Below are 21,357 nucleotides of genomic sequence, written 5' to 3'. Positions count from 1 at the left end.
CGCCGACTTTGCTCTGCACCCATCGGCGCAGCAGGCACCGAGAGTCGCCGCCTGGGTGGATGCAGAGCGGTGGGCACCCCACTCCGCCCCAGCTCAGGGCGGCGATGCGGATGTGGCTGCAGAGCAAAGTGGCCGAGAGGTGGATCCCGAGGCCGCCAGAGGCGGTTACTCTCCGCAGCCAATCCAGCCGTCACGTTCCGTGAGGGAAAACCAGCCACCGCCCGGGCTGTCCGGCCGGCCCCGTGGCGGAGTGCGGTCAGCGCAACGGACGCGCGCCTCAGCGCAGCGCGATCGCGGCCAGCGCGGCGTTGACGATGCTGCCGGGCAGCAGGTCGTGCAGCTCGTACAGCTCCCGGACGCTGCCGGACTGGCCGAACTCGTCCACGCCGAGCGGCACCGCCGGGGCGCCGACCGCCGAGCCGAGCCAGGCCATCGCGTGCGACGCGGCGTCGTGCACGGTGACCACCGGCACCCGGTCGGCGAACGCCGACCGCAGCGCGCCGGGCACGCTCGGCACGGTCGCGGTCCGCACGCCCTGGCGCAGCGTCCGCTGCCACGCACGGTAGAGCCGGTCCAGGCTGGTCACGTCGACCACGTGCGCGGCGACGCCCTCCTCCGCCAGCTCCGCGGCGGCCGCCAGGACCTCCGGCAGCACCGCGCCGGAGGCGGCGAGCTGCACGACCGGGGCGTCAGCCAGATCGGGGTACGCCTGGTGCGCGTCGACGAGCCGGTACGCGCCGGCCACCACCTGCCGCCGCAGCACCGCGTCCCCGAGCCGCGCCCGGGCCGCCTCGAACGGCGCCTGGTCGATCGGCCGGGTGCTGAGCCGGAAGTAGTACGCCCCGTCCTCGGCCGGCGCGGCGGTGGCGGCCGGAGCGGCGCCGCCGGCGATCTGCCCGAGCGCGTCGCAGAGCAGCCAGTCGAGGCTGCCGGCGTACGCGGGCTCCAGGAACGTCACCCCGGGCAGCTCCAGGCCGACCGACGCGGTGATGGTGGACTGGTGCGCGCCGCCCTCCGGGGCCAGCGTGATGCCGGACGGGGTGCCGGCCACCACGAACCGGGAACCGGAGTACGTGCCGTAGAGGAACGCGTCGAGACCGCGCAGCACGAACGGGTCGTAGACGGTGCCCACCGGCAGCAGCGGCTGGCCGGACAGGTCCCACGACAGGCCGAGCTGGCCCAGCAGCAGGAACAGGTTCATCTCCGAGATGCCCAGCTCGATGTGCTGCCCGGCGGGGCTCTCGGTCCAGCGCAGCATCCGGTCCTCGGTCCAGGAACGCTGCTCGGTCGGGGCGAACACGCCCGTCTTGTTGATGAACCCGGCCAGGTTCGTCGAGGTGGCCACGTCCGGCGCGGTGGTCACCAGGTAGGGCGCCACCTGCGGATCGCGTGCCAGGTCGACCAGCACCCGGCCGAAGACCTCCTGGGTGGAGACGGGCTTGTTCGCGCGTACCCTCGTGGTCTCCGGAACGGTGACGCCCAGCGCACGCTCGCGCGGCCGGCGGGACAGCGCCTCCCGGCGCTCGCCGGCCCGGATGCCGGCCGGGGTCGCCGGGTCGAGGCGGTCCCACTCGGTCTCGACGGTCAGGCCGTGCGCGGCGCGCAGCGCGTCGATCTGCTCGGTGGTGAGCAGCGCCGAGTGGTTGCGCGGGTTGCCGGCGATCGGCAGACCCCAGCCCTTCACCGTGTACGCGAACACGACGCTGGGCCGGTCGGTGACCGCGTCGCACTGGGCGTACGCGTCGAGCATCGCCTGCGCGTCGTGCCCGCCCAGGTCGGTGACGAGCGGGCCCAGCTCGTCGTCGCCGATGTCGGCGACGAACGCGGCCACCTCGGCCGGCGCGCCGTCCAGGAACTGCTTGCGCAGCGCCGGCCCGGCCAGCCCGAACAGCGACTGGTACTGCTCGTTGGGCATCCGGTCGATCCAGTCGCGCAGCGCCGCGCCACCCGGCCGGGCGTACGCCTCGGCGAGCCTACGGCCGTACTTGACCTCCACGACGTGCCAGCCGGCCGCCTCGAACTGACCGCGCCACTGGTTGATGCGGATGCCGGGGACGACCCGGTCCAGTGACTGGCGGTTGAAGTCGACGAGCCACATCACGTTGCCGAGTCCGGTGGTGGCCGGGTCGGCGACCGCCTCCCAGATGTTGCCCTCGTCCAGCTCGGCGTCACCGATGATGGCGACGAACCGGGAGTGCGGGCGCGGGCCGAAGTGCGCGTCGACGTAGCGGCGGGTTACGGCGGCGAACAGCGGCGCGGCAGCGCCCAGGCCGACCGAGCCGGTGGAGAAGTCCACCTCGTCCGGGTCCTTGGTACGCGACGGGTACGACTGGAGCCCGCCGCGTGCCCGCAGCTTCGGCAGGTACGACTTGTCGAGGTTGCCGAGCAGGTACTGGATCGCGTGGAACACCGGCGAGGCGTGCGGCTTCACCGCCACCCGGTCCTCGGCGTCGAGGTGGTGGAACCAGAGCGCTGTCATCGCGGTGACCAGGGAGGCGCTTGACGCCTGGTGGCCGCCGACCTTCACCCCGTCACCGGTGTCGCGGTCGTGGTTGGCCGCGTCGACGATGCGGGTGGCGAGCCAGAGCACCCGGCGCTGGATCTCGTCGAGGACGTCGAGGTCGTGCTGGTTCACGGTGACTCCATCCGGGCGTCGCCGTTGACGCCCTGTCCGGGGAGGGGTGGCGAGGCGTTAGGAAGGGCCCCTTCCCATGCACCAGGCGTTAAGAAGGGGCCCTTCCTTACAACACGTCAGGCGCCGAGGCGCGCCAGGATCAGCTCGCGGACGGTCTTCGCGTCCGCCTGGCCGCGGGTGGTCTTCATGACCGCGCCGACCAGCGCGCCGGCCGCCGCGACCTTGCCGCTGCGGATCTTGTCGGCGACGTCCGGGTTGGCGGCGATCGCCTCGTCCACTGCGGCGGTGAGCGCGCCGGTGTCCGAGACGACCTCCAGGTTGCGGTTGGTCATGATCTCGGTCGGCGAGCCCTCACCGGCCACCACGCCCTCGAGCACGGTACGAGCCAGCTTGTCGTTGAGCTTGCCGGCGTCGACGAGGCCCTGCAGCTCGGCGACCTGCGCCGGAGTGGCACCCACGTCGGCCAGTTCCACGCCGGTCTCGTTGGCGCGGCGGGACAGCTCGCCCAGCCACCACTTGCGGGCGGCGGCAGGGGTGGCACCGGCGGCCACCGTCGCCTCGATCAGCTCGACCGCGCCGGCGTTGACCACCGACTGCATGTCGAGGTCGGACAGGCCCCACTCCTGCTGGATCCGCTTGCGGCGCAGCCGCGGCAGCTCCGGCAGGGCGGCCTTCAGCTCGGCCACCCACGCGGTGTCCGGGGCGAGCGGCACCAGGTCCGGCTCCGGGAAGTACCGGTAGTCGGTGGCGGTCTCCTTGGACCGGCCCGACGTGGTGTCGCCGGTGTCCTCGTGGAAGTGCCGGGTCTCCTGGGTGATCCGGCCACCGGCCTCCAGCACGGACGCCTGACGCAGCATCTCCGAGCGCACCGCCCGCTCGACCGAGCGCAGCGAGTTGACGTTCTTGGTCTCGGTGCGGGTGCCCCACTCCTCGCCCGGCCGGTTCAGGGAGGTGTTGACGTCGCAGCGCAGCGAGCCCTCCTCCATCCGCACGTCGGAGACGCCGAGGGAGCGGATCACGTCACGCAGCTCGGTGACGTACGCGCGGGCGACCTCGGGCGCGAGCGCGCCGGTGCCGGGGATGGGCTTGGTGACGATCTCGACGAGCGGGATGCCGGCCCGGTTGTAGTCGACGAGCGACTCGGTGGCGCCGTGGATGCGACCGGTGGCGCCGCCGACGTGCAGCGTCTTGCCGGTGTCCTCCTCCAGGTGCACCCGCTCGATGCCGATGCGCACCAGCTCGCCGTTGACCTCGACGTCCAGGTAGCCGTCGAAGCACAGCGGCTCGTCGTACTGGCTGATCTGGAAGTTCTTCGGCATGTCCGGGTAGAAGTAGTTCTTCCGGGCGAACCGGCACCACTCGGCGATCGAGCAGTTCAGCGCCAGCCCGATCCGGATGGTCGCCTCGATGGCGGCCTTGTTCGCCACCGGCAGCGATCCGGGCAGGCCGAGGCAGACCGGGCAGACCCGGGTGTTCGGCTCGCCGCCGAAATCGGTCGGGCAGCCGCACCACATCTTGGTGTTCGTGCCCAGCTCGACGTGGGTCTCCAGGCCGATCACCGGTTCGAAGCGCGCGACGACCTCGTCGTACGCGGGCAGTGTCGTCGTCATCTGAGCTCCAGGCGCGATCCGGACAGAACCGTTCCAGCCTAATCGGCTGGCCGAGCCACCCCGCTGCCGGGCTTCGAGATCACCGCACCAGGCCCGCCACGACGACCGGGCCCGGGCCGGGTGTCACTCGGGTGTGGTGAAGGTCCGCCGCCGGTTGTACGCGAGCACGAGCAGGATGCCGCCGACGGAGAAGGCCACGACGCTCAACAGCAGCAGGACGAGCGGCGAACCCGGCCCGGTGATCGGCAGCCACGCGCCGCTCACCTTCGACGGCGAGGGCGTCGGCTGGGGCGCCGGGGTGCTGCTGCTCTCCGACGGCGTGGCGGCCGGGTCGCTCGGCGTCGGCGTCGCAGTCGGGTCGGCCGGGTCGGGCGTCGAGCCGGTCGGGGACGCCGTCGGGGTGCTCTGGGGCCGCGCGGCGACGGTCAGCGACACCTGCTTCGTGGCGCTGGTGCTGTATCCCTTCGCCGCGACGGTGAAGGTGAACGTGCCGGCGCTGCCCGGGGTGCCGCTGAGCTTGCCCGCCTCGTCGAGGGTGAGACCGTCCGGCAGGGCCCCGGCGGCCAGGGCGAACGCGATGTCCGAGTCGCCGTCGGCGGTGAACCGGAAGGAGTACGGCTTACCGACGGTGGCGGCGGGCGGTTCGCCGGAGGTGAACGCGGTCGCCGCCTCGGCGACGACGACTGTGACGTTCTGCTCGTCGAAGCGGTCGTTCTTGTCGGTCATCCGCAGCGTGAACGTGTACGTGCCGGGCGTGGTCGGCGCACCACCGAGCGACGTCCCCACCACGAGCATCCCCGGCGGCAGACCGCCCGAGGCCACCGACAACCGGTACGGCGCGGTGCCACCCGTCGCCTCGACCGTGTGGATCGCGTACACCCGGCCGAGGTACATGGGCGACCGGGGCTTGCCCGACGTGATGACGACCTTCTGCTCGCGTACCTCGATGGTCGCCGTCTGCTCGCCGAACAGGTCGTTCTGGTCGGTCATCCGCAGCGTGAACGTGTACGTGCCGGGCGTCGTCGGCGCGCCACCGAGGGACGTACCGACCACGAGCATCCCCGGCGGCAGACTGCCCGAGGCCACCGACAACCGGTACGGCGCCGTGCCACCAGTCGCCTCGACGGTGTGGATCGCGTAGACCTGCCCGATGACCATGACCGACCGGGGCTTGCCCGAGGTGATGGTGACGGCCTCGGTGGCGGCGGTGGCCGGTTGCGCGGCGGCCGGTTGCCCGGCGCCCAGCAGCAGCGCGACGACCATCGTCAGGGCCATGACCGGGCGAAGTGTCCCCATCGCACATCCAGCTCTCGGTCGGAACCGCTCGCGTCCGCCAGCGGGCCGCAGTCCAGTCGAACCAGCAGACTCGGAGTCTATTCGACCAGTGCCAGTGACCCCGGGCAATCCACTGATCGGTGATCACCGTGTCGGTACGGAGGCGGCCCGGCCGCCTCCGTACCCGTGGTTCAGAGCGCCGGCGGGGTGAGCGTGCCGACGGCGCCCTCCAGCGCGGCGGCGACCCGGTACATCCGATCGTCGGCCATGGTCGGCGCCATGATCTGGAAGCCGACCGGCAGCCCCTCGGACAGGCCGCACGGCACCGAGATGGCCGGGCCGCCGTACAGGTTCGTCGGGATGGTGAACAGGTCGGCCAGGTACATCTGGTACGGGTCGGCGGTACGCGACCCGATCGGGAACGCCACGAACGGCGTGGTCGGCGAGATCAGCGCGTCGACCTGCTCGAACGCGCTGGTGAAGTCCCGCGTGATGAGCGTGCGGACCTTCTGTGCCTGGCCGTAGTAGGCGTCGTAGTAGCCCGACGAGAGCGCGTACGTGCCGATCATGATGCGCCGCTTGACCTCGGGGCCGAAGCCGGCCTCGCGGGTCAGCGACATGACCTCCTCCAGCGACCGGTTGCCGTCGTCGCCGACCCGCAGGCCGAACCGGACGCCGTCGAACCGGGCCAGGTTGGAGGAGCACTCGCTGGGCGCGATCAGGTAGTACGCCGGCAGCGCGTACTTGAAGTGCGGGCAGGAGATCTCGACGATCTCGGCGCCCAGCTTCGCCAGCGCCTCGACCGACTCGCGGAACGCGGCCATCACGCCCGGCTCCGCGCCCTCGCCGGTGAACTCGGTGACCACGCCGAGCTTCACGCCGGTCAGGTCGCCGGTGGCGCCGAGCCGCGCCGCGGCCACCACGTCCGGCACCGGGGCCGGGATCGAGGTGGAGTCGCGTGGGTCGTGACCGCCGATCACCTGGTGCAGCAACGCGGCGTCGAGCACGGTACGCGCGCACGGGCCGGGCGTGTCCAGCGACGACGAGAACGCGACCAGGCCGTAGCGGGAGGTGCCGCCGTAGGTGGGCTTCGCGCCGACGGTGCCGGTGACCGCGCCGGGCTGGCGGATCGAGCCGCCGGTGTCCGAGCCGATCGACAGCGGCGCCTCGTACGCGGCCAGCGCCGCCGCGCTGCCACCGCCGGAGCCGCCCGGGATCCGGTCGGTGTCCCACGGGTTACGGGTCGGCCCGTACGCGGAGTATTCGGTGGAGGAGCCCATCGCGAACTCGTCCATGTTCGTCTTGCCGAGCATCACCGTGCCGGCGTCGCGCAGCCGCTCGACGATCGTCGCGTCGTACGGCGGGCGCCAGCCCTCCAGGATCTTCGACCCGACAGTGGTCGGCACGCCCTTGGTGGTGAGCACGTCCTTCACCGCGACCGGCACACCGGCGAGCGGGCCCAGCTCGTCACCGGCGGCGCGGCGCTCGTCCACGGCACGCGCGGCCGCCAGCGCCCCCTCGGTGTCGACGTGCAGGAACGCGTGCACCCGGTCGTCGACGGCGGCGATGCGGTCCAGGTGCGCCTGGGTGACTTCGACCGCGGAGGTCTCGCCGCTCGCCACCAGCCCGGCGATCTCAACAGCACTCAGCTTCGTCAGGTCGGTCATGCCGGCACTCCGCTTCGCTCCGTGCCGTCACGACCGACAACCACGCTGAGCCTGATGATTCGCTCGCTGCGCTCGCTCATGAGGCCACATCCTCGTCCAGGATCCGCGGGACGCGGAACCGCTGCTCCTCGGCGTCGGGGGCGCCCGACAGCGCCTCCTGCGGGGTCAGGCCCGGCCGCACCACGTCCTCGCGGAGCACGTTCGTCAGCGGCACGGAGTGGGACGTCGGCGGGATGTCCGCCGCGGCGACCTCGCCGACCTGCGCGACCGACTGGAGGATCACATCCAGCTGGCCGGCGAAGGTGTCCAGTTCCTCATCCGTGACGGCGAGCCGCGACAGTCGCGCGAGGTGCGCGACCTCCTCGCGGGAGATGGCGGCCATCAGTGCCCCCTTCGTGGCTGTCCTGAGACGTCTGCGACGGACCGGCCGCGCGTGCAGGCGTGCTCGATGACGCGCGGTGACCGGAGCGAGTCTATTGTCCCGCCGTCACGACGACGCCTTCGACTCCCCCTCCGGCGCCGGACCGCCGCGGCTCACCGCCTCCGCCGGGCGCACCGGACGGTAGCGGGACAGCCAGGCCACCAGGTCCTCGGCCGGCATCGGCCGGGCGTGGAACCAGCCCTGCGCCACGTCGCACCCGGCGGCGTGCAGCAGCCGCCAGGTGCGCTCGTCCTCCACGCCCTCGGCCACCACCCGCAGCCCGAGCGCGCCGGCCAGCTCGATCATCGAGCGGACGATCGCCGCGTCGTCCGGGTCCTCGGCCATCCCGAGGACGAACGACCTGTCCACCTTCACCTCGGACAGCGGGAGCCGGCGCAGGTGTTGCAGCGACGAGTAGCCGGTGCCGAAGTCGTCGAGCGCGATGCCGACGCCGATGCGGTGCAGTTGGGTGATGCTGGCGAGCACCCGTCGCGGGTCGGCCATCAGCGCCCCCTCGGTGATCTCCACCTGGAGGCGCTCGGGCGGCACGCCGTACCGGGTCAGCCGGTCGGCGATCTGGTCGGCGATCTCGCCGGTGTGCAGGTCCCGGACGCTGACGTTGAGCGCGGCCCGCAGCGTGAGCCCGGCCGCGGACCACTTGGCGAGCTGCTCCACCACGTCGTCGACCACGCGGCGGGTGAGCAGCCGCATCACCGCGCTCTGCTCGGCGACCTGGATCAGCTCGCCCGGGTCGACCATGCCCCGGCGCGGGTGCCGCCAGCGCAGCAGCGCCTCGACACCCACCACCTCGCCGGTGGCGATGGCGATCTGCGGCTGGTAGTACATGGTGATCTCACCCGGGTGCCCGGCCGGCTCGTCCGCCTCGGCCACGATGCTCCCGTCGGCGGTCGGCCCGATGACGCCCGGCGCGCCGGTGCTCACGGCCGCCTCCGCGTCCTGGGTGACGTCGGCGTCGGCGGTCTCCGGCGCGAACTCCGCGTCGCCGACCACGAGCGGACCCGCGCCCGGGCCGGCGCCGGCCCGGGCGGCCCGGCGGCGGATCGGGTCGGCGCCGGTGAGGATCTGCTCGATCAGGTCGTCGTCGTGCCGCTCCTCCGCGCGGTCGCGGCGTCGCCGCAGCCACCGGTTCGGCCCGTCGCCGGACCGTCCCCGGCCGCCGTCGCGCGCCGGGCGCTGGTTGCGGGCCGTGCGGTCGGCCCGCACCGGCAGCGCCGGGGTCAGGGCCGCGCCGTCACCCCCGCGTACGCCCACCGTCTCCCCGCCCTGCGCGGACGGGCCGGACTCCAGCACCCGGCGCAGGTCGGCCAGCAGACTGAGGCGCTCGGCCGAGTTGTGGTCGGACTCCGGCGCGTACACCGCCACCGTGTCGTTGCGGTGCTTCGCGTCGTACATGGCCACGTCGGCGTGACGCATCAGGGTGGCGAAGTCCTCGCCGTGGTCGGGGTAGAGCGCGATGCCGATGGCGCCGCCCACGTCCAGCGGCAGCCCGTCCAGCGGCACCGGTTCGGCGAGCGCGGCGACCACCCGGTCGGCCCGCTCGCGGGCCTGGTCGATGTCGGCGAGCCGGGGTACGACGATGGCGAACTCGTCGCCGCCGAGCCGCGCCACCATGTCACCGGCGCCCACGGCGCCCATCAGCCGGGCGCTCACCTCGACCAGCAGGCGGTCCCCCACCGCGTGCCCGAGCGCGTCGTTGACGTGCTTGAACCGGTCGAGGTCGAGCAGCAGCAGCGCCAGGTGCGCGTCCGGCGCACCCCGAGCGGCCCGCTCGCCGTGCAGGTGCACCTGCTCGGCCACCTCGGTCAGCAGCGCCTTGCGGTTGGGCAGCCCGGTGAGCGGGTCCACGTCGGCGAGCTGTTCCCGTTCCTCGGAGAGCCGGGCCATCCGGTAGACGGCGAACAGCGGCACCAGCACCAGCGGGATCAGCGCCGCGCTGGCCCGGGCGGCGGCCACCAGCACCGGCGCGAGCAGCAGCAGCGAACCGGTGGACAGCAGCTCGTACGCCAGGCCGCTGCGGACGCTCGGCCACCACCTGTCGCCGAAACGCAGCCGGACCGCGGAGCTGACCAGCCCGTAGTTGACCACGAACCAGGCGAGCGTCGCGCCGCCCACCGCCGCCACGTCGGTCCAGTGCAGCCGGCCGCCGCCGAACAGCTCGCCCGGACCGAGCCGGGTGACCGCGTACGCGGCGGCGAGCGCGCACGCGTACTGCGCGGCGTTGAAGCCGGTGCGCCAGGGGGCGTACCCGAGTCGCCAGCCGCTGACCGCCACGGCGACGGCCTGCACCGCGACGGCCGGGCCGAAGCCCCAGCCGAGCAGGATCGCGAAGGTGAAGCAGGTCGACGGGAACACCGCAGACGTCTGCCGGCGGCCGGGCGGGACGAACGGGCGGGCGTCGCAGGCGACGGCGAGCACCGCCATGGTCCAGAACGCGGCCGGCAGTTCGGTCAGCCGGTCGGTGAGCGCGACGAGCGGCCCGGCCGAGACCAGCAGGGCGACCGCGCCGATCGCGGCGACGAAGCCGAAGAACGGCCCGCTCCGCCCGGGCGGGACGGAGTTACGCGGGTCGCCGGTCTCCATCGCACCTCCCGGGGAATGTCCTGGCGCGCGCCGTCACGCGTCGTACGCCAATGAAACGCCCTCCGAGGCGATTTCCCCGACACGACAGTCACGAATCGGTCGGAGTCGTAATTAACTTGGTATCCGCGAACGATCGCCGTGACCAGCCCCGTCAGTCCTCCACCCGGGCCACCTCGCGGGCCGCCTCCGGGCCGGAGTCGAGCAGCACCCGGAAGCCGTCCTCGTCGAGGATCGGCAGTTTCAGGGTGGCGGCCTTGTCGGCCTTGGAGCCGGGGTTGTCGCCGACCACCACGAAACCGGTCTTCTTGGAGACCGAGCCGGTCACCTTGCCGCCCCGGACCTGGATCGCCTCGGCCGCCTGGTCGCGGCTGAACCCGCTCAGCGTGCCGGTGACCACCACCGTGACGCCGTCGAGCGGTCGCGGCCCCTCGTCGGCGGCCTCCTCGGCCATCCGTACGCCCGCCTCGGCCCATTTGCGCACCACGTCGCGGTGCCAGTCGACGGCGAACCACTCCTTCACGCTCGCCGCGATGGTCGGGCCGACGCCGTCCACCGAGGACAGCTCCTCCTCACCGGCGGCCTCGATCGCGGCGACCGAACGGAAGTGCCGGGCGAGCGCCTGGGCGGCGGTCGGGCCGACGTGCCGGATGGACAGTGCCACCAGCACGCGCCACAGGTCGCGTTCCTTGGCCTCGGCGAGGTTGTCGAGCAACTTGGTGGCGTTGCTGCCCAGGCTGCCGTCCTTGTTGACGAAGAACGGCGACCGGCTCAACTGCTCGGCGTCGAGCTGGAACAGGTCGCCCTCGTTGGTGATGATCTGGGCGTCCAGCAGCGCCGCCGCGCCCCTCTCGCCGAGCACCTCGATGTCGAGCACCTTGCGGCTGGCCAGGTAGAAGACCCGCTCGCGGATCTGACCGGGGCAGGCCCGCCCGTTGGGGCAGCGGATGTCGACGTCGCTCTCCTTGGCCGGCGCGAGCGGAGTGCCGCAGGCCGGGCAGGTGGTCGGCATGACGAACGGGCGGGCGTCGGCCGGGCGCAGCTCGACCACCGGGCCGAGCACCTCGGGGATCACGTCGCCGGCCTTGCGCAGCACCACCGTGTCGCCGATGAGCACGCCCTTGCGCTCGACCTCGCGGGCGTTGTGCAGGGTGGCGTAGGCGACGGTGGAGCCGGCCACCCGGACCGGTTCGAGCACGGCGCGCGGGGTGACCCGGCCGGTGCGCCCGACCTCCACCTCGATGTCGAGCAGCTTGGTGTTCACCTCCTCCGGCGGGTATTTGAAGGCGATCGCCCAGCGGGGCGCGCGGCTGGTCGAGCCGAGGCGGCCCTGGATGGAGACCGGGTCGACCTTGACCACCACGCCGTCGATCTCGTGCTCGACGTCGTGCCGGTGCTTGCCGTAGTAGGCGATGTATTCCGCGACGCCGGCCAGGTCGTCCACCACCCGCCACCGGTCGCTGGTGGGCAGCCCCCACGCCTTGAGCGCGGCGTACGACTCGGACTGCGCGGCCGGCCGGAACCCGGTGCGCGCACCGATGCCGTGCACCACCAGGCGCAGCGGGCGGGAGGCGGTCACGCGGGGGTCCTTCTGCCGCAGGCTGCCGGCGGCGGCGTTGCGCGGGTTGGCGAACGGCGCCTTGCCCTGCTCGACCAGGCTCGCGTTCAGGTCGGCGAACGCGGCCACCGGGAAGTAGATCTCGCCGCGCACCTCCAGGAGGTCGGGCACGTCCGGGAAGTCGTCGGCCGGGGTCAGCCGGGCCGGCACGCCCTTGATGCTGCGCACGTTGGCGGTGACGTCCTCGCCGGTGCGGCCGTCGCCCCGGGTGGCGGCGCGCACCAGCCGGCCCTTCTCGTAGGTCAGGTTGATGGCGAGCCCGTCGACCTTCAGCTCGCACAGGTAGGGCACCGGGCCGCCGGCGTCCCGCTCGACCCGCTCGGACCAGGCGGCCAGTTCCTCGTCGGCGAAGGCGTTGTCGAGCGAGAGCATCCGTTCGGCGTGCGCGACCGGGGTGAAGTCGGTGGAGAAGGTGCCGCCGACCCGCTGGGTGGGCGAGTCGGGGGTGCGCAGCGCCGGGTATTCGGCCTCCAGCGCCTCGAGCTCCCGCAGTTGCTTGTCGAACTCGGCGTCGGTGACGGTCGGCGCGTCGAGGACGTAGTAGCGGTACTGGTGTTCGGTCAGCTCCTGGCTGAGCGTGGCGTGCCGCTCCCGGGCCGCCGGGGTCGGCTCGGCACCCGCCGCCGCGTCCTGGGCGGCGTCGACCGCTGGGGGAACCGCTTCTTCGGACACGCCGCCGCCTTCGGACACCGCTGTCGACCTCCCGTGTCGGTGCTACCCGAGAACCGTAGCGGTCGGCTGTGACAGTCGTCCGGTCACCCGCGCCGAGCAGGGCGGACCGGTGCCCGCCGCGCCACCCGGCGGGTCCGCCCCGGCCGTGCGACGATCGCGTCGGCGGTAGTGGGCGACAACGGTCGGGAGGCGGGCGGCGGATGCGCGACGGGGTGGTCTGGGCGCTGGTGATCGTGGCCTGCGTCGCGGCCGGCTGGCTGTGGAACGAGTGGCGCCGCCGCGCGGCCGACCGCGCCGGGACGCGCGACCGGGCGGACAGGAGGCGTGACCGGACCGGCACCGGGCCGCGGGGTGACCGCACCGCGACGCCGCCGAGGCCGCGTGGCGCCGGGCGGGCGGACCGGAACGAGCCCCGGCCCGGGGAGATCTGGTGGGCCGACGTGCCCTACGCCGACGGGACCGGTTCGAAGGTGCGCCCCTGCCTGGTGCTGCGCGTCGACGGCCGGGACGCCGAGGTACTGAAGATCACCAGCCAGGACAAGTCGGACCGGGACGACCACCTGCCGATCCCGACCCGGGACTGGGATCCGGGCGCCGACCACGACAGCTACCTCGACGTGAGCGAGCCGATCCCGGTGTCGCTGAGCGCGTTCGCCGACCGGGCCGGCACCTGCGACCCGGACCTGTGGCGTGGCGTCCGCCGGCTGAGCCACCTCACCGGCTGACCCCGGCGGCGTCCGCACCTCAGCGCGGCGCCTCCCGGTCGAACGCGGCGGCGAGCGCGGTGAGCTGGCCCGCGTACTCGATCCGGCCGGCCCACCCGGCGGGCCAGGCGGCCGTGCCGTACGCGGCGCCGACGAACGCGCCGGCCAGCGCGGCGATGGAGTCCGAGTCACCGGCCGTGGTGGCACCACGGGCCAGCGCGCCGACCGGGTCGTCGCGGTGGCGCAGCGCGCAGAGCAGCGCGGTGGCGAGCGCCTCCTCGGCGATCCACCCCTCGCCGGTGAACCGGCACGGGTCGCCGCCGTCGTCCGGGCGGGCCAGCGCCGCCTCCAGCCGGCCGAGCACGTACAGGCAGTCGTCCCAGCCCCGGGCGACGAACTCGGCCGCGCTGCTCTCGCCGGGCCGCTGCCACAGGTCACCGAGCCAGTCGTCCCGGTAGACGGTGCGCTGCTCCCGGGCCCGCTCGGTGAGCAGGCCGGGCAGTTCCGGCAGCGCCGCGCCGTCGCGCAGCAGCCGCACCGCGTACGCGGTCAGCTCGCTCGCCGCCAGCCCGGTCGGGTGGCCGTGGGTCAGGCCGGCCTGGAGCTGGGCCAGCCCGGCCATCGTGTCCAGGTCGACGTCGAGCAGCCCGACCGGGGTGACGCGCATGTTCGCGCCGCAGCCCTTCGAGCCGGCGACCGTGGCCTGCTGCCAGCGGGCGCCCCGGGCCAGCTCGGCGCAGGCCCGCAGGCAGGTCATGCCGGGGGCGCGGTTGTTCTCCGGGCTGATCGACCAGTCGACGAAGCGCTGCCGCAGCAGCGGCTCCACCGCCTCGGCCGTGTACTCGGGCGCGTCGTGCAGCGCCCACGCCACGGCGAGCGCCATCTGGGTGTCGTCGGTGACCAGGGCCGGGTCGCCGGTCAGCTCGCGCGGACCGGCTGGACCGTAGCGCCGGACGATCTCGGTGACGGTGAGGAACTCGGTCGGCTTGCCCAGGGCGTCGCCGTAGGCCAGGCCGAACAGCGAACCGGCGGCGCGGCCGGTGGCGGTGGAGGCGGTCACGGTGGCGATCATGCCTCCACCACGCAAGCCGCGGAAGATCAGTCCCAGCAGAGGCAGAACGGGTGGCCGACCGGGTCGGCGTAGACCCGGAAGCCCTCCCCCTCACCCGGCAGCCGCCGTGCGCCGAGCGCCAGCACCGCCTTTTCGGCCGCCTCGATGTCGTCGACGCTCACGTCGAGGTGGAACTGCTGCGGCCGGGCCGGATCGGGCCAGTCGGGGGTGCGCAGGCCGGGCGCCCGTTGCAAGGCCACCCGCGGCTGATGCCCGGGTGGGCCGCCGAGCACCACCCACTCGTCGCCGTCGGAGTTCTCCTCCACCACGGGCAGGCCGAGCAGCTCGGAGTAGAAGGCGGCGAGCGCGCGCGGATCGGGACAGTCGATCACCGTGGAACGCAGTCGTCCAATCATGCCGGTCATCGTGCCCGGCGGGTACGACGGAAAAACGTCAGTCCTCGGCGAGCCGCCGGCCCGCGTCGCGGCAGGCGGTGAGCACCGCGCGGGCGTACCCCGGGGTGGCGCCGGCCAGGCCGCACGCGGGAGTGACCACCACCTGCTCGGCCAGCCGGCGGCGGGGGAAGCCGAGCTGGTCCCAGACCCGCCGCACCCGGTCGGCGACCTGGGCCGACGTCGGCGCCCGGCCGGACGGCGGCGGCAGCGTCGGCGCGGCGCCGGCCAGCAGCCCGAGCCCGGCGTCGATCGCCTCGCCGAGCGGGTCGAGGTCGGTGACCAGCGACAGGTCGAGCGCGACGCCCACCGCGCCGGCGGAGCGGATCAGCTCCAGCGGTACGTCCGGCGCGCAGCAGTGCACGAGCGCCGGTACGCCGGCCGCCTCGATCACGTCGCGCAGCAGCGCCCGCGCCACCTCGGTCTCCACCGGACGGTGGGTGCCGAAGCCGCTCTCGGTGGGCACCCGCCCGGCCAGCACGGTCGGCAGGGAGGGCTCGTCGAGCTGGAGCAGCACCGAGGCGCGGGGCAGCCGCCGGGTCACCGCCTCGACGTGCCCGCGCAGCCCTTCGCCGAGCGAGCCGGCGAGGTCGCGTACCGCGCCCGGGTCGCGCAGCATCCGGCCGCCGATCGGCAGCTCCAGCGCGGCGGCGAGGGTGAACGGGCCGGCCGCCTGGACCTTTACCGGTCCGGCGTACTCCTCGGCCTGCTCGGCGAGCTGGTCGAGGTCGCGTTCCATCAGGTCGCGGGCGCGGCGCAGGTCACGGCCGGGGCGCGGGGCGATCCGCCAGCGGGCCGCGTACAGCTCGACGGGCAGTTCGACGAGCAGGCCGGCGGTGCGGCCGACCAGGTCCGCGCCCGGTCCGCGGGCGGGCAGCTCGGGCAGGTGCGGCAGGGCGGGAAGTTCGCCGAGCACGATCCGCTGCGCCTCGGCGATGTCGGTGCCGGGCAGCGACCCGATGCCGGTCGCCGCACCGGTGGGCCAGGGCCACGCCTGCTCAGTCACGGCCGCAGCCTATCCGCTGCCGGTTCGAGGTCAGGCGGCGGTGATGGTGGCGGAGCCGAGGACCACGTCGCCGGCCGGGTCCGGCCGGTAGGCCACGATCGCCTGGCCGGCGGCGACACCCCGGACCGGGCGGCGCAGCGACGCGCGCAGGCCGTCGGCGTCCACCTCGACGGCGGCCGGCACCACGTCGCCGTGCGCCCGCAGCTGCACCTCGCACTCGACCGGCCCGTCCGGGCGCGGCCCGCCGGTCCACACCGGGCGGGTCGCGCGGACGTCGGAGACCTCCAGCGCCTCGGCCGGGCCGACTGTCACCGTGTTCGTGGTCGGGGTGATGGACAGCACGTAGCGGGGCCGGCCGTCCGGCGCCGGCCGATCCAGGTGCAGGCCGCGCCGCTGCCCGACGGTGTACTGGTAAGCGCCGCTGTGGCTGCCCACCACCGCGCCGGTGAGCGCGTCCACCACCTGGCCCGGCGCCTCACCGAGCCGCTCGGCCAGGAAGCCGCGGGTGTCGCCGTCGGCGATGAAGCAGATGTCGTGCGAGTCCGGCTTGTCGGCCACGGCGAGGCCGCGCCGGGCGGCCTCCGCGCGCACCTCGGCCTTCGTCGAGTCACCGAGCGGGAAGATCGACCGGTCGAGCTGCGCGCGGGTCAGCACCGCCAGCACGTACGACTGGTCCTTGGCCGCGTCCACGCTGCGCCGCAGCAGGCCGTCGGCGCCGAGCCGGGCGTGGTGGCCGGTCACCACCGCGTCGAAGCCCAGGGCCACGGCCCGGTCCAGCACCGCCGCGAACTTGATCTTCTCGTTGCAGCGCAGGCAGGGATTCGGGGTACGCCCGGCGGCGTACTCGGCCACGAAGTCGTCCACCACGTCGTCGTGGAACCGGTCGGCCATGTCCCACACGTAGAACGGGATGCCGAGTACGTCGGCGGCGCGCCGGGCGTCCCGGGAGTCCTCCAGCGTGCAGCAGCCCCGGGCGCCGGTGCGGTACGTCTGCGGGTTACGGGCCAGCGCCAGGTGTACGCCCGTCACGTCGTGCCCGGCCTCCACCGCCCGCGCCGCCGCGACGGCGGAGTCCACCCCGCCCGACATCGCCGCCAGAACCCTCACCGGCCCACTCCCCTCGTCCTCACCGAGGGTATCCGGGTCAGCGGGGCGTACGGAGGGCGGCCGCGCGGCGGGCCCGCTCCACCGCCGCCGGGAGCGCGGCGATCAGCGCGTCCACGTCCGCGCCGGTGCTCGTGTGGCCGAGCGTGAAGCGCAGCGAGGACCGGGCCCGGTCGTCGTCGGCGCCCATCGCCAGCAGGACGTGCGAGGGCTGGGCCACGCCGGCCGAGCAGGCCGATCCGGTCGAGCAGGCGATGCCCTGGGCGTCCAGGAGCAGCAGCAGCGCGTCTCCCTCGCAGCCGGGGAAGGAGAAGTGCGCGTTGCCGGGGAGCCGGTCGGCCGGGTCACCGTTGAAGATCACCTCGGGGACGGCCTGCCGGACCCGCTCGACCAGCTCGTCGCGGAGCGCGGCGACGCGGGCCGCGTACTCCTGCTGGCCCTTCACCGCGGCCTCGACGGCGACCGCGAACGCGACGATGCCCGCGGTGTCGAGCGTCCCGGAGCGTACGTCGCGTTCCTGGCCGCCGCCGTGCAGCAGCGGGGTGGCCGGGACGTCGCGGGCCAGCAGCAGCGCGCCCACGCCGGTCGGGCCGCCGAGCTTGTGCCCGGTCACGGTGAGCGCCGACACGCCGCTGGCGGCGAAGTCGACAGGTACCTGCCCGACCGCCTGGATGGCGTCGGTGTGGAACGGCACCCCGTGCTCGGCGGCGACGGCGGCCAGCTCGGCCACCGGCTGGACGCTGCCCACCTCGTTGTTCGCCCACATGGCGGTGACCACCGCGACGCGCTCGCCGTGCTCGGCCAGCTCGGCGCGCAGGCGCTCCGGGTCGAGCCGCCCGGCCGCGTCGACCGGGAGCCAGCCGGCCTCCGCGCCCTCGTGCTCGACCAGCCAGTCCACCGCGTCGAGGACGGCGTGGTGCTCGACCGCGCTGGAGACGACCCGGACCCGCTCGGCCCGGGCGTCGCGGCGGGCCCAGAAGACGCCCTTCACGGCGAGGTTGTCGCTCTCCGTGCCGCCGCCTGTGAAGATCACCTCGGAGGGGCGGGCACCGAGCGCGGCGGCCACCCGCTCGCGGGACTCCTCCACCCGTCGCCGGGCCCGGCGACCCGCCGCGTGCAACGACGACGCGTTGCCCACCTCGCGGGCGACGGCGACGTACGCCTCGAGTGCCTCGTCCAGCATCGGGGTCGTCGCCGCGTGATCAAGGTATGCCATCACGGTTCAGCCTAACGGCCTGCGTACCCGGCGCCGGGGGCCGGACCGCCCCGTCCCACCCGGGGCGGTCCGGCCGCTCACGCGGAACGCCCGTGATCACGCGGGAACGGCTGTGATCACGATGTTGTCCCGGTAGCTGCGGGTCTTCGCGTCGAACGGCCCGCCGCAGGTGATCAGCGTGAGACGGGGCTTCCCGTCGCGGGCGAAGTACCGCTCCAGCGGGATCTTCGACTTCCGGTACTCCTCCCGGGCCACCACCCGGTAGGCGCGCTCGCGGCCGTCCGAGCCGGTGGCGGTCAGCTCGTCCCCCTGGCCCAGCTCACGCAACCGGAAGAACGCCCCCTTGCCCTGCTCGGCGCTGTCCACGTGCCCGGCGATCACCACCGAGCCGGCGCCGGCCTCCAGGCCGGGGCCGTAGCGGTACCAGCCGACCTGGTCCACGCTGGGCGGCACCTCGAACTCGTCGGTGCGCTCGTTGACGCCCACCGGGTTCACGGTGGCGGTGACCCGGATCGGCGGGATGCTCAGCTTCACCGGCGGCACGATCTCGCTGCCGGCCGGCAGCGTCCCCGGGTTCACCGGGACCGAACCGCCGCCGGTCGCCGCCGGTGTCGGCGTGGGCGTGGCGCTGGCCAGGGCCGTCACCTCGTCGCCGCCGACGTCCTCGGCGGGCTCGGATCCGCACGCCACCACTGTCGCCAGGATGAGCGCGGCGGCGCCGGCGGCCATCGCCGCCAGCGCCCCGCGGTTGCGCACCGTCACCGGCGACCGGCCCGGGCGGTTGCCGCCACCCGCGCCCCGCCGCCGACCAGGAGCAGCACGCCGGCCCCGGCCAGCACGTACCACCAGGTGTCCACGCCGGTGCCGGCCTGGCCGCCGGTGCCGCTGGGCACGCCGCCCGGCGCCGAGTGCAGGCCGTTGATGGTCTGGGCGACCACACTCAGGTTCTTCGCCTCGGCCGAGCCGATCGCGTAGACGATGGTGGCGGTGCCCTCCTTCAGGTTCAGGTCGGCCGGGCCGATGGCGACGGTGTCGGTGCCGGCGAGCACCACGTCCGCCTTGACCGAGCCGGCTGCCACGTCCGCCTTCGCCTCCTTCGGGTTGGTCAGGCCCTCGAAGACCGGCTTGCCGCCGGCCCGCACGTCGACGGCCGGGGCGGCGGCGGTGTGCCGGACGATCAGCCGGGCCTTGCCGGCGCCCACCTTGGACACGTCGTTGACGAACGGGGTGATCTGCGGCTCGCCGGCGGCGCTCAGGTGGGCGGCGAGGCTGATGTTCGCCCCGCCCGGCACCTTCGCGTCGTCCACCTTCAGGATCGCCTTGTCGACCGCCTCACCGGGCTTGGTCAGGGCGATGTCGTACTCCCCCTCGGGCAGGGTGAGCGGGCCGGCCACGTCGCCGGGCTTGAAGTTGTTCAGCGTCTTCTCGCCGTTGACGTACACGTCGACCGGGGTGTCCGGGATGCCGTGGACCACGGAGACCTTCGACGAGGCGGCGTAGGCCGGGCTCATGGTGGCGGCGCCGACGCCGGCGAAGGTGAGGGCGGCCACCGCGCCGCCCGCGGCGACCCGACGGAACATCGCGTACTGCATTGTCTGCCTCCTGGTGGTTGGTGCTGATTCGTCAGGCCTGGCTTGCAGAACGGGTTACGCCGGCTCCGTCTCCCCCGGATGCGCCCGGATCCGATTTCTTTTTCCCGTCTCCGGGCGCATCCGCCGGACCCTCCGGCGACGAAGGAGAGGTGACGAGGGTCGTGACCGACACACCGGGAGAGTGGGGCGAGGGCTGTGGGAGTTACAGTCGGGCATGCCCCACGGAAGGCGAGCCGCCCGGTGACGGCGGCCAGACAGGGCCCCGAACCGCCGGGCGAGGACGACCTCGCCACCCGGTTCCGCGACGGCGACGAGGCGGCCCTGCGAGAGGCGTACGACAGGTACGGGCGAGCGGTGCTGCACCTGGCCACCACGACGCTCGTGAATCGCAGTGACGCCGAGGACGTGACCCAGGCGACGTTCGTCGCCGCCTGGCTCGGCCGGGAGACGTTCGACCCGGCGAAAGGCTCACTGGTCGGCTGGCTGCTCGGAATCGGGCGGCGCAAGGTGGTCGACCGGATCCGGGCCTCGGCCCGGGAGACCCGGGTGGTCGAGACGGTGAAGCAACTGCCGGAACCGGTCTCCACCGGCCCCGACCCGGACACGGTGGTCGACCGGCTGGTGGTCGCCGACGAGCTGGCCCGGCTCCCCGACGAACAACGCCGGATGCTGGAGCTGGCGTTCTACGACGACCTGACACACCAGCAGATCGCGGCGGTGACCGGAGTGCCGCTCGGCACCGTCAAGAGTCACATCAGACGCGGCATGCAGAGCCTGAAACGCAGATGGGAGGTGGACGGTGCAGCACCTGGACCACGACCGGCTGGTCTTTCTGGCGCTCGGTGAGAGCGAGGCGGCTGACGGCGAGGCCACCCATCTGGACACCTGCGACCACTGCCGGGGCGAGATGGAGTCGCTCCAGCACGTCGCCGGGCTCGGCGCCGGCACCCAGGGCCTGGCCGAGCTGCCCGACCCGCCGGAGCACATCTGGCAGAGCATCGTGGCCGAGATCCGGGCCGCCGAGGAGCTGCCGGCGTTGACCGATCGGCGCCTGCCGCGCCCGGCCGACCCGGTGGAGCCGGCCGCCGTACCCGTCGTGGCACGTCGTCCGCGGCGGAGCCGGCGCTGGCCGGGGTGGGCGACCACGGCGGTCACCGCCACCGCCGCCGCGGTGATCGGCGTGGCCGGTACGGCCGCGGTGCTCGGCGGTGGCGGCGGCGAGCCGGCCGATCCGCAGCCGTCGGTGGTGGCCAGCGCGCCGCTCGCCGCGTTCGGCTCGACGCCGAAGGACGCCTCCGGCGACGCCCGGGTGCTCGGTGACAACCGGTTGCATCTGCACGTGGCGAATCTCCCGAGCGTTCCGGGGTACTACGAGGTCTGGCTGATCGATCCGAACACGATGAAGATGTTCTCCGTGGGTACGCTGAGCAACGGATCAGGGGACGCGCTCCTGCCGATCCCCCCGAACGTCGACCTGCGTACCTACACCGTGGTCGACGTCAGCGCGGAGCAGTACGACAACAAGCCCGCCCACTCCGGCGACAGCCTGCTGAGGGGCACCCTGACGGGCTGATCGGCGGGCCGGCTCAGCTCCCCGGCCCGCCGATCAGCTCCCTACGAGGAAAGGCCGCCGCCCGGTGCACCGGGCGGCGGCCTTCTTTCACGCGACGCTCACTTGCGCTTGCGGATCTCCTCGGCGGCCTGCGGGACGACCTTGAACAGGTCGCCGACCACGC

The 21,357-nt window shown here is 73.8% G+C and carries 17 protein-coding genes; 3 read left to right on the top strand and 14 right to left on the bottom strand.

Features of this window, described 5'->3' with window-relative positions; all coding sequences use genetic code 11:
* Positions 1-277 precede the first annotated feature (277 nt).
* From OC439_RS19780 to ligA, 7 genes are all read right to left on the bottom strand, one after another.
* A complete protein-coding gene (locus OC439_RS19780) occupies positions 278-2,635 on the bottom strand; it encodes a transketolase-like TK C-terminal-containing protein (protein WP_262014710.1) in 2,358 nt (785 codons plus the stop codon).
* Positions 2,636-2,751: 116 nt separating this feature from the next.
* Positions 2,752-4,245, bottom strand: a complete 1,494-nt coding sequence (gatB, locus tag OC439_RS19775) for an Asp-tRNA(Asn)/Glu-tRNA(Gln) amidotransferase subunit GatB (RefSeq protein ID WP_018786240.1) — start codon at positions 4,243-4,245, stop codon at positions 2,752-2,754.
* Positions 4,246-4,368: 123 nt separating this feature from the next.
* Positions 4,369-5,520: a putative Ig domain-containing protein gene (locus OC439_RS19770; protein ID WP_262014709.1), complete on the bottom strand. Its 1,152-nt coding sequence runs from the start codon at positions 5,518-5,520 to the stop codon at positions 4,369-4,371.
* 191 nt (positions 5,521-5,711) lie between these two features.
* Positions 5,712-7,187, bottom strand: a complete 1,476-nt coding sequence (gene gatA / locus OC439_RS19765; RefSeq protein ID WP_262014708.1) for an Asp-tRNA(Asn)/Glu-tRNA(Gln) amidotransferase subunit GatA — start codon at positions 7,185-7,187, stop codon at positions 5,712-5,714.
* A 76-nt stretch (positions 7,188-7,263) separates the two neighbouring features.
* Positions 7,264-7,569, bottom strand: coding sequence for an Asp-tRNA(Asn)/Glu-tRNA(Gln) amidotransferase subunit GatC (gene gatC, locus OC439_RS19760; protein ID WP_135243672.1), 306 nt, complete (start codon positions 7,567-7,569; stop codon positions 7,264-7,266).
* Positions 7,570-7,674: 105 nt separating this feature from the next.
* A complete protein-coding gene (locus OC439_RS19755) occupies positions 7,675-10,209 on the bottom strand; it encodes a putative bifunctional diguanylate cyclase/phosphodiesterase (protein WP_262014707.1) in 2,535 nt (844 codons plus the stop codon).
* Between the two features lie 151 nt (positions 10,210-10,360).
* Positions 10,361-12,514 (bottom strand): NAD-dependent DNA ligase LigA, encoded by a 2,154-nt coding sequence (gene ligA / locus OC439_RS19750; RefSeq protein WP_410054939.1) that lies wholly within the window; start codon positions 12,512-12,514, stop codon positions 10,361-10,363.
* A 182-nt stretch (positions 12,515-12,696) separates the two neighbouring features.
* Here ligA and OC439_RS19745 point away from each other — a divergent pair, with 182 nt between their 5' ends.
* The gene (locus OC439_RS19745) at positions 12,697-13,221 is read left to right on the top strand and encodes a type II toxin-antitoxin system PemK/MazF family toxin (protein WP_262014705.1); all 525 of its coding nucleotides are present in this window, start codon (positions 12,697-12,699) and stop codon (positions 13,219-13,221) included.
* A 19-nt stretch (positions 13,222-13,240) separates the two neighbouring features.
* Here OC439_RS19745 and OC439_RS19740 read toward each other — a convergent pair whose 3' ends face one another.
* The 7 genes from OC439_RS19740 to OC439_RS19710 all read right to left on the bottom strand — a co-directional run bounded on the left by OC439_RS19740 (position 13,241) and on the right by OC439_RS19710 (position 19,621).
* Positions 13,241-14,272 (bottom strand): ADP-ribosylglycohydrolase family protein, encoded by a 1,032-nt coding sequence (locus OC439_RS19740; protein ID WP_262014704.1) that lies wholly within the window; start codon positions 14,270-14,272, stop codon positions 13,241-13,243.
* A 26-nt stretch (positions 14,273-14,298) separates the two neighbouring features.
* The gene (locus OC439_RS19735) at positions 14,299-14,667 is read right to left on the bottom strand and encodes a VOC family protein (protein WP_030270144.1); all 369 of its coding nucleotides are present in this window, start codon (positions 14,665-14,667) and stop codon (positions 14,299-14,301) included.
* Positions 14,668-14,704: 37 nt separating this feature from the next.
* Positions 14,705-15,709 (bottom strand): methionine synthase, encoded by a 1,005-nt coding sequence (locus OC439_RS19730; RefSeq protein WP_262014703.1) that lies wholly within the window; start codon positions 15,707-15,709, stop codon positions 14,705-14,707.
* Between the two features lie 30 nt (positions 15,710-15,739).
* Positions 15,740-16,816 (bottom strand): tRNA 2-thiouridine(34) synthase MnmA, encoded by a 1,077-nt coding sequence (mnmA, locus tag OC439_RS19725; RefSeq protein ID WP_013284461.1) that lies wholly within the window; start codon positions 16,814-16,816, stop codon positions 15,740-15,742.
* A 37-nt stretch (positions 16,817-16,853) separates the two neighbouring features.
* The gene (locus tag OC439_RS19720) at positions 16,854-18,029 is read right to left on the bottom strand and encodes a cysteine desulfurase family protein (protein WP_262014702.1); all 1,176 of its coding nucleotides are present in this window, start codon (positions 18,027-18,029) and stop codon (positions 16,854-16,856) included.
* A gap of 96 nt (positions 18,030-18,125) precedes the next feature.
* Positions 18,126-18,791 (bottom strand): class F sortase, encoded by a 666-nt coding sequence (locus OC439_RS19715; protein WP_262014701.1) that lies wholly within the window; start codon positions 18,789-18,791, stop codon positions 18,126-18,128.
* Entirely contained in the window at positions 18,788-19,621 is an 834-nt protein-coding gene (locus tag OC439_RS19710; protein ID WP_262014700.1) for a DUF4397 domain-containing protein, read from the bottom strand. The genes OC439_RS19715 and OC439_RS19710 overlap by 4 nt, the downstream gene beginning before the upstream one ends.
* A gap of 240 nt (positions 19,622-19,861) precedes the next feature.
* Between OC439_RS19710 and OC439_RS19705 the strand changes: the two genes are divergently transcribed.
* Together OC439_RS19705 and OC439_RS19700 are read left to right on the top strand one after the other, a co-directional pair.
* On the top strand, positions 19,862-20,467 hold the full coding sequence (locus tag OC439_RS19705) for an RNA polymerase sigma factor (protein WP_013284457.1): 606 nt from the start codon (positions 19,862-19,864) through the stop codon (positions 20,465-20,467).
* A complete protein-coding gene (locus tag OC439_RS19700) occupies positions 20,421-21,194 on the top strand; it encodes an anti-sigma factor (protein WP_262014699.1) in 774 nt (257 codons plus the stop codon). Before OC439_RS19705 ends, OC439_RS19700 begins: the two co-directional genes overlap by 47 nt.
* Positions 21,195-21,357 lie beyond the last annotated feature (163 nt).

It is taken from the genome of Micromonospora sp. Mcm103 (assembly GCF_024519755.1).
In the GTDB taxonomy this organism is placed as follows: Bacteria; Actinomycetota; Actinomycetes; order Mycobacteriales; family Micromonosporaceae; genus Micromonospora; species Micromonospora aurantiaca.
This window is presented reverse-complemented; position numbering and strand designations above follow the sequence as displayed.

Excerpts from the sequence above, each read along its gene's own strand:
- gatA (WP_262014708.1), bottom strand. The coding sequence starts at position 7,187 with ATGACCGACCTGACGAAGCTGAGTGCTGTTGAGATCGCCGGGCTGGTG.
- OC439_RS19745 (WP_262014705.1), top strand. The coding sequence starts at position 12,697 with ATGCGCGACGGGGTGGTCTGGGCGCTGGTGATCGTGGCCTGCGTCGCG.
- OC439_RS19720 (WP_262014702.1), bottom strand. The coding sequence starts at position 18,029 with ATGGCATACCTTGATCACGCGGCGACGACCCCGATGCTGGACGAGGCA.
- gatB (WP_018786240.1), bottom strand. The coding sequence starts at position 4,245 with ATGACGACGACACTGCCCGCGTACGACGAGGTCGTCGCGCGCTTCGAA.
- OC439_RS19755 (WP_262014707.1), bottom strand. The coding sequence starts at position 10,209 with ATGGAGACCGGCGACCCGCGTAACTCCGTCCCGCCCGGGCGGAGCGGG.
- gatC (WP_135243672.1), bottom strand. The coding sequence starts at position 7,569 with ATGGCCGCCATCTCCCGCGAGGAGGTCGCGCACCTCGCGCGACTGTCG.
- OC439_RS19710 (WP_262014700.1), bottom strand. The coding sequence starts at position 19,621 with ATGCAGTACGCGATGTTCCGTCGGGTCGCCGCGGGCGGCGCGGTGGCC.
- OC439_RS19770 (WP_262014709.1), bottom strand. The coding sequence starts at position 5,520 with ATGGCCCTGACGATGGTCGTCGCGCTGCTGCTGGGCGCCGGGCAACCG.
- OC439_RS19735 (WP_030270144.1), bottom strand. The coding sequence starts at position 14,667 with ATGATTGGACGACTGCGTTCCACGGTGATCGACTGTCCCGATCCGCGC.
- OC439_RS19740 (WP_262014704.1), bottom strand. The coding sequence starts at position 14,272 with ATGATCGCCACCGTGACCGCCTCCACCGCCACCGGCCGCGCCGCCGGT.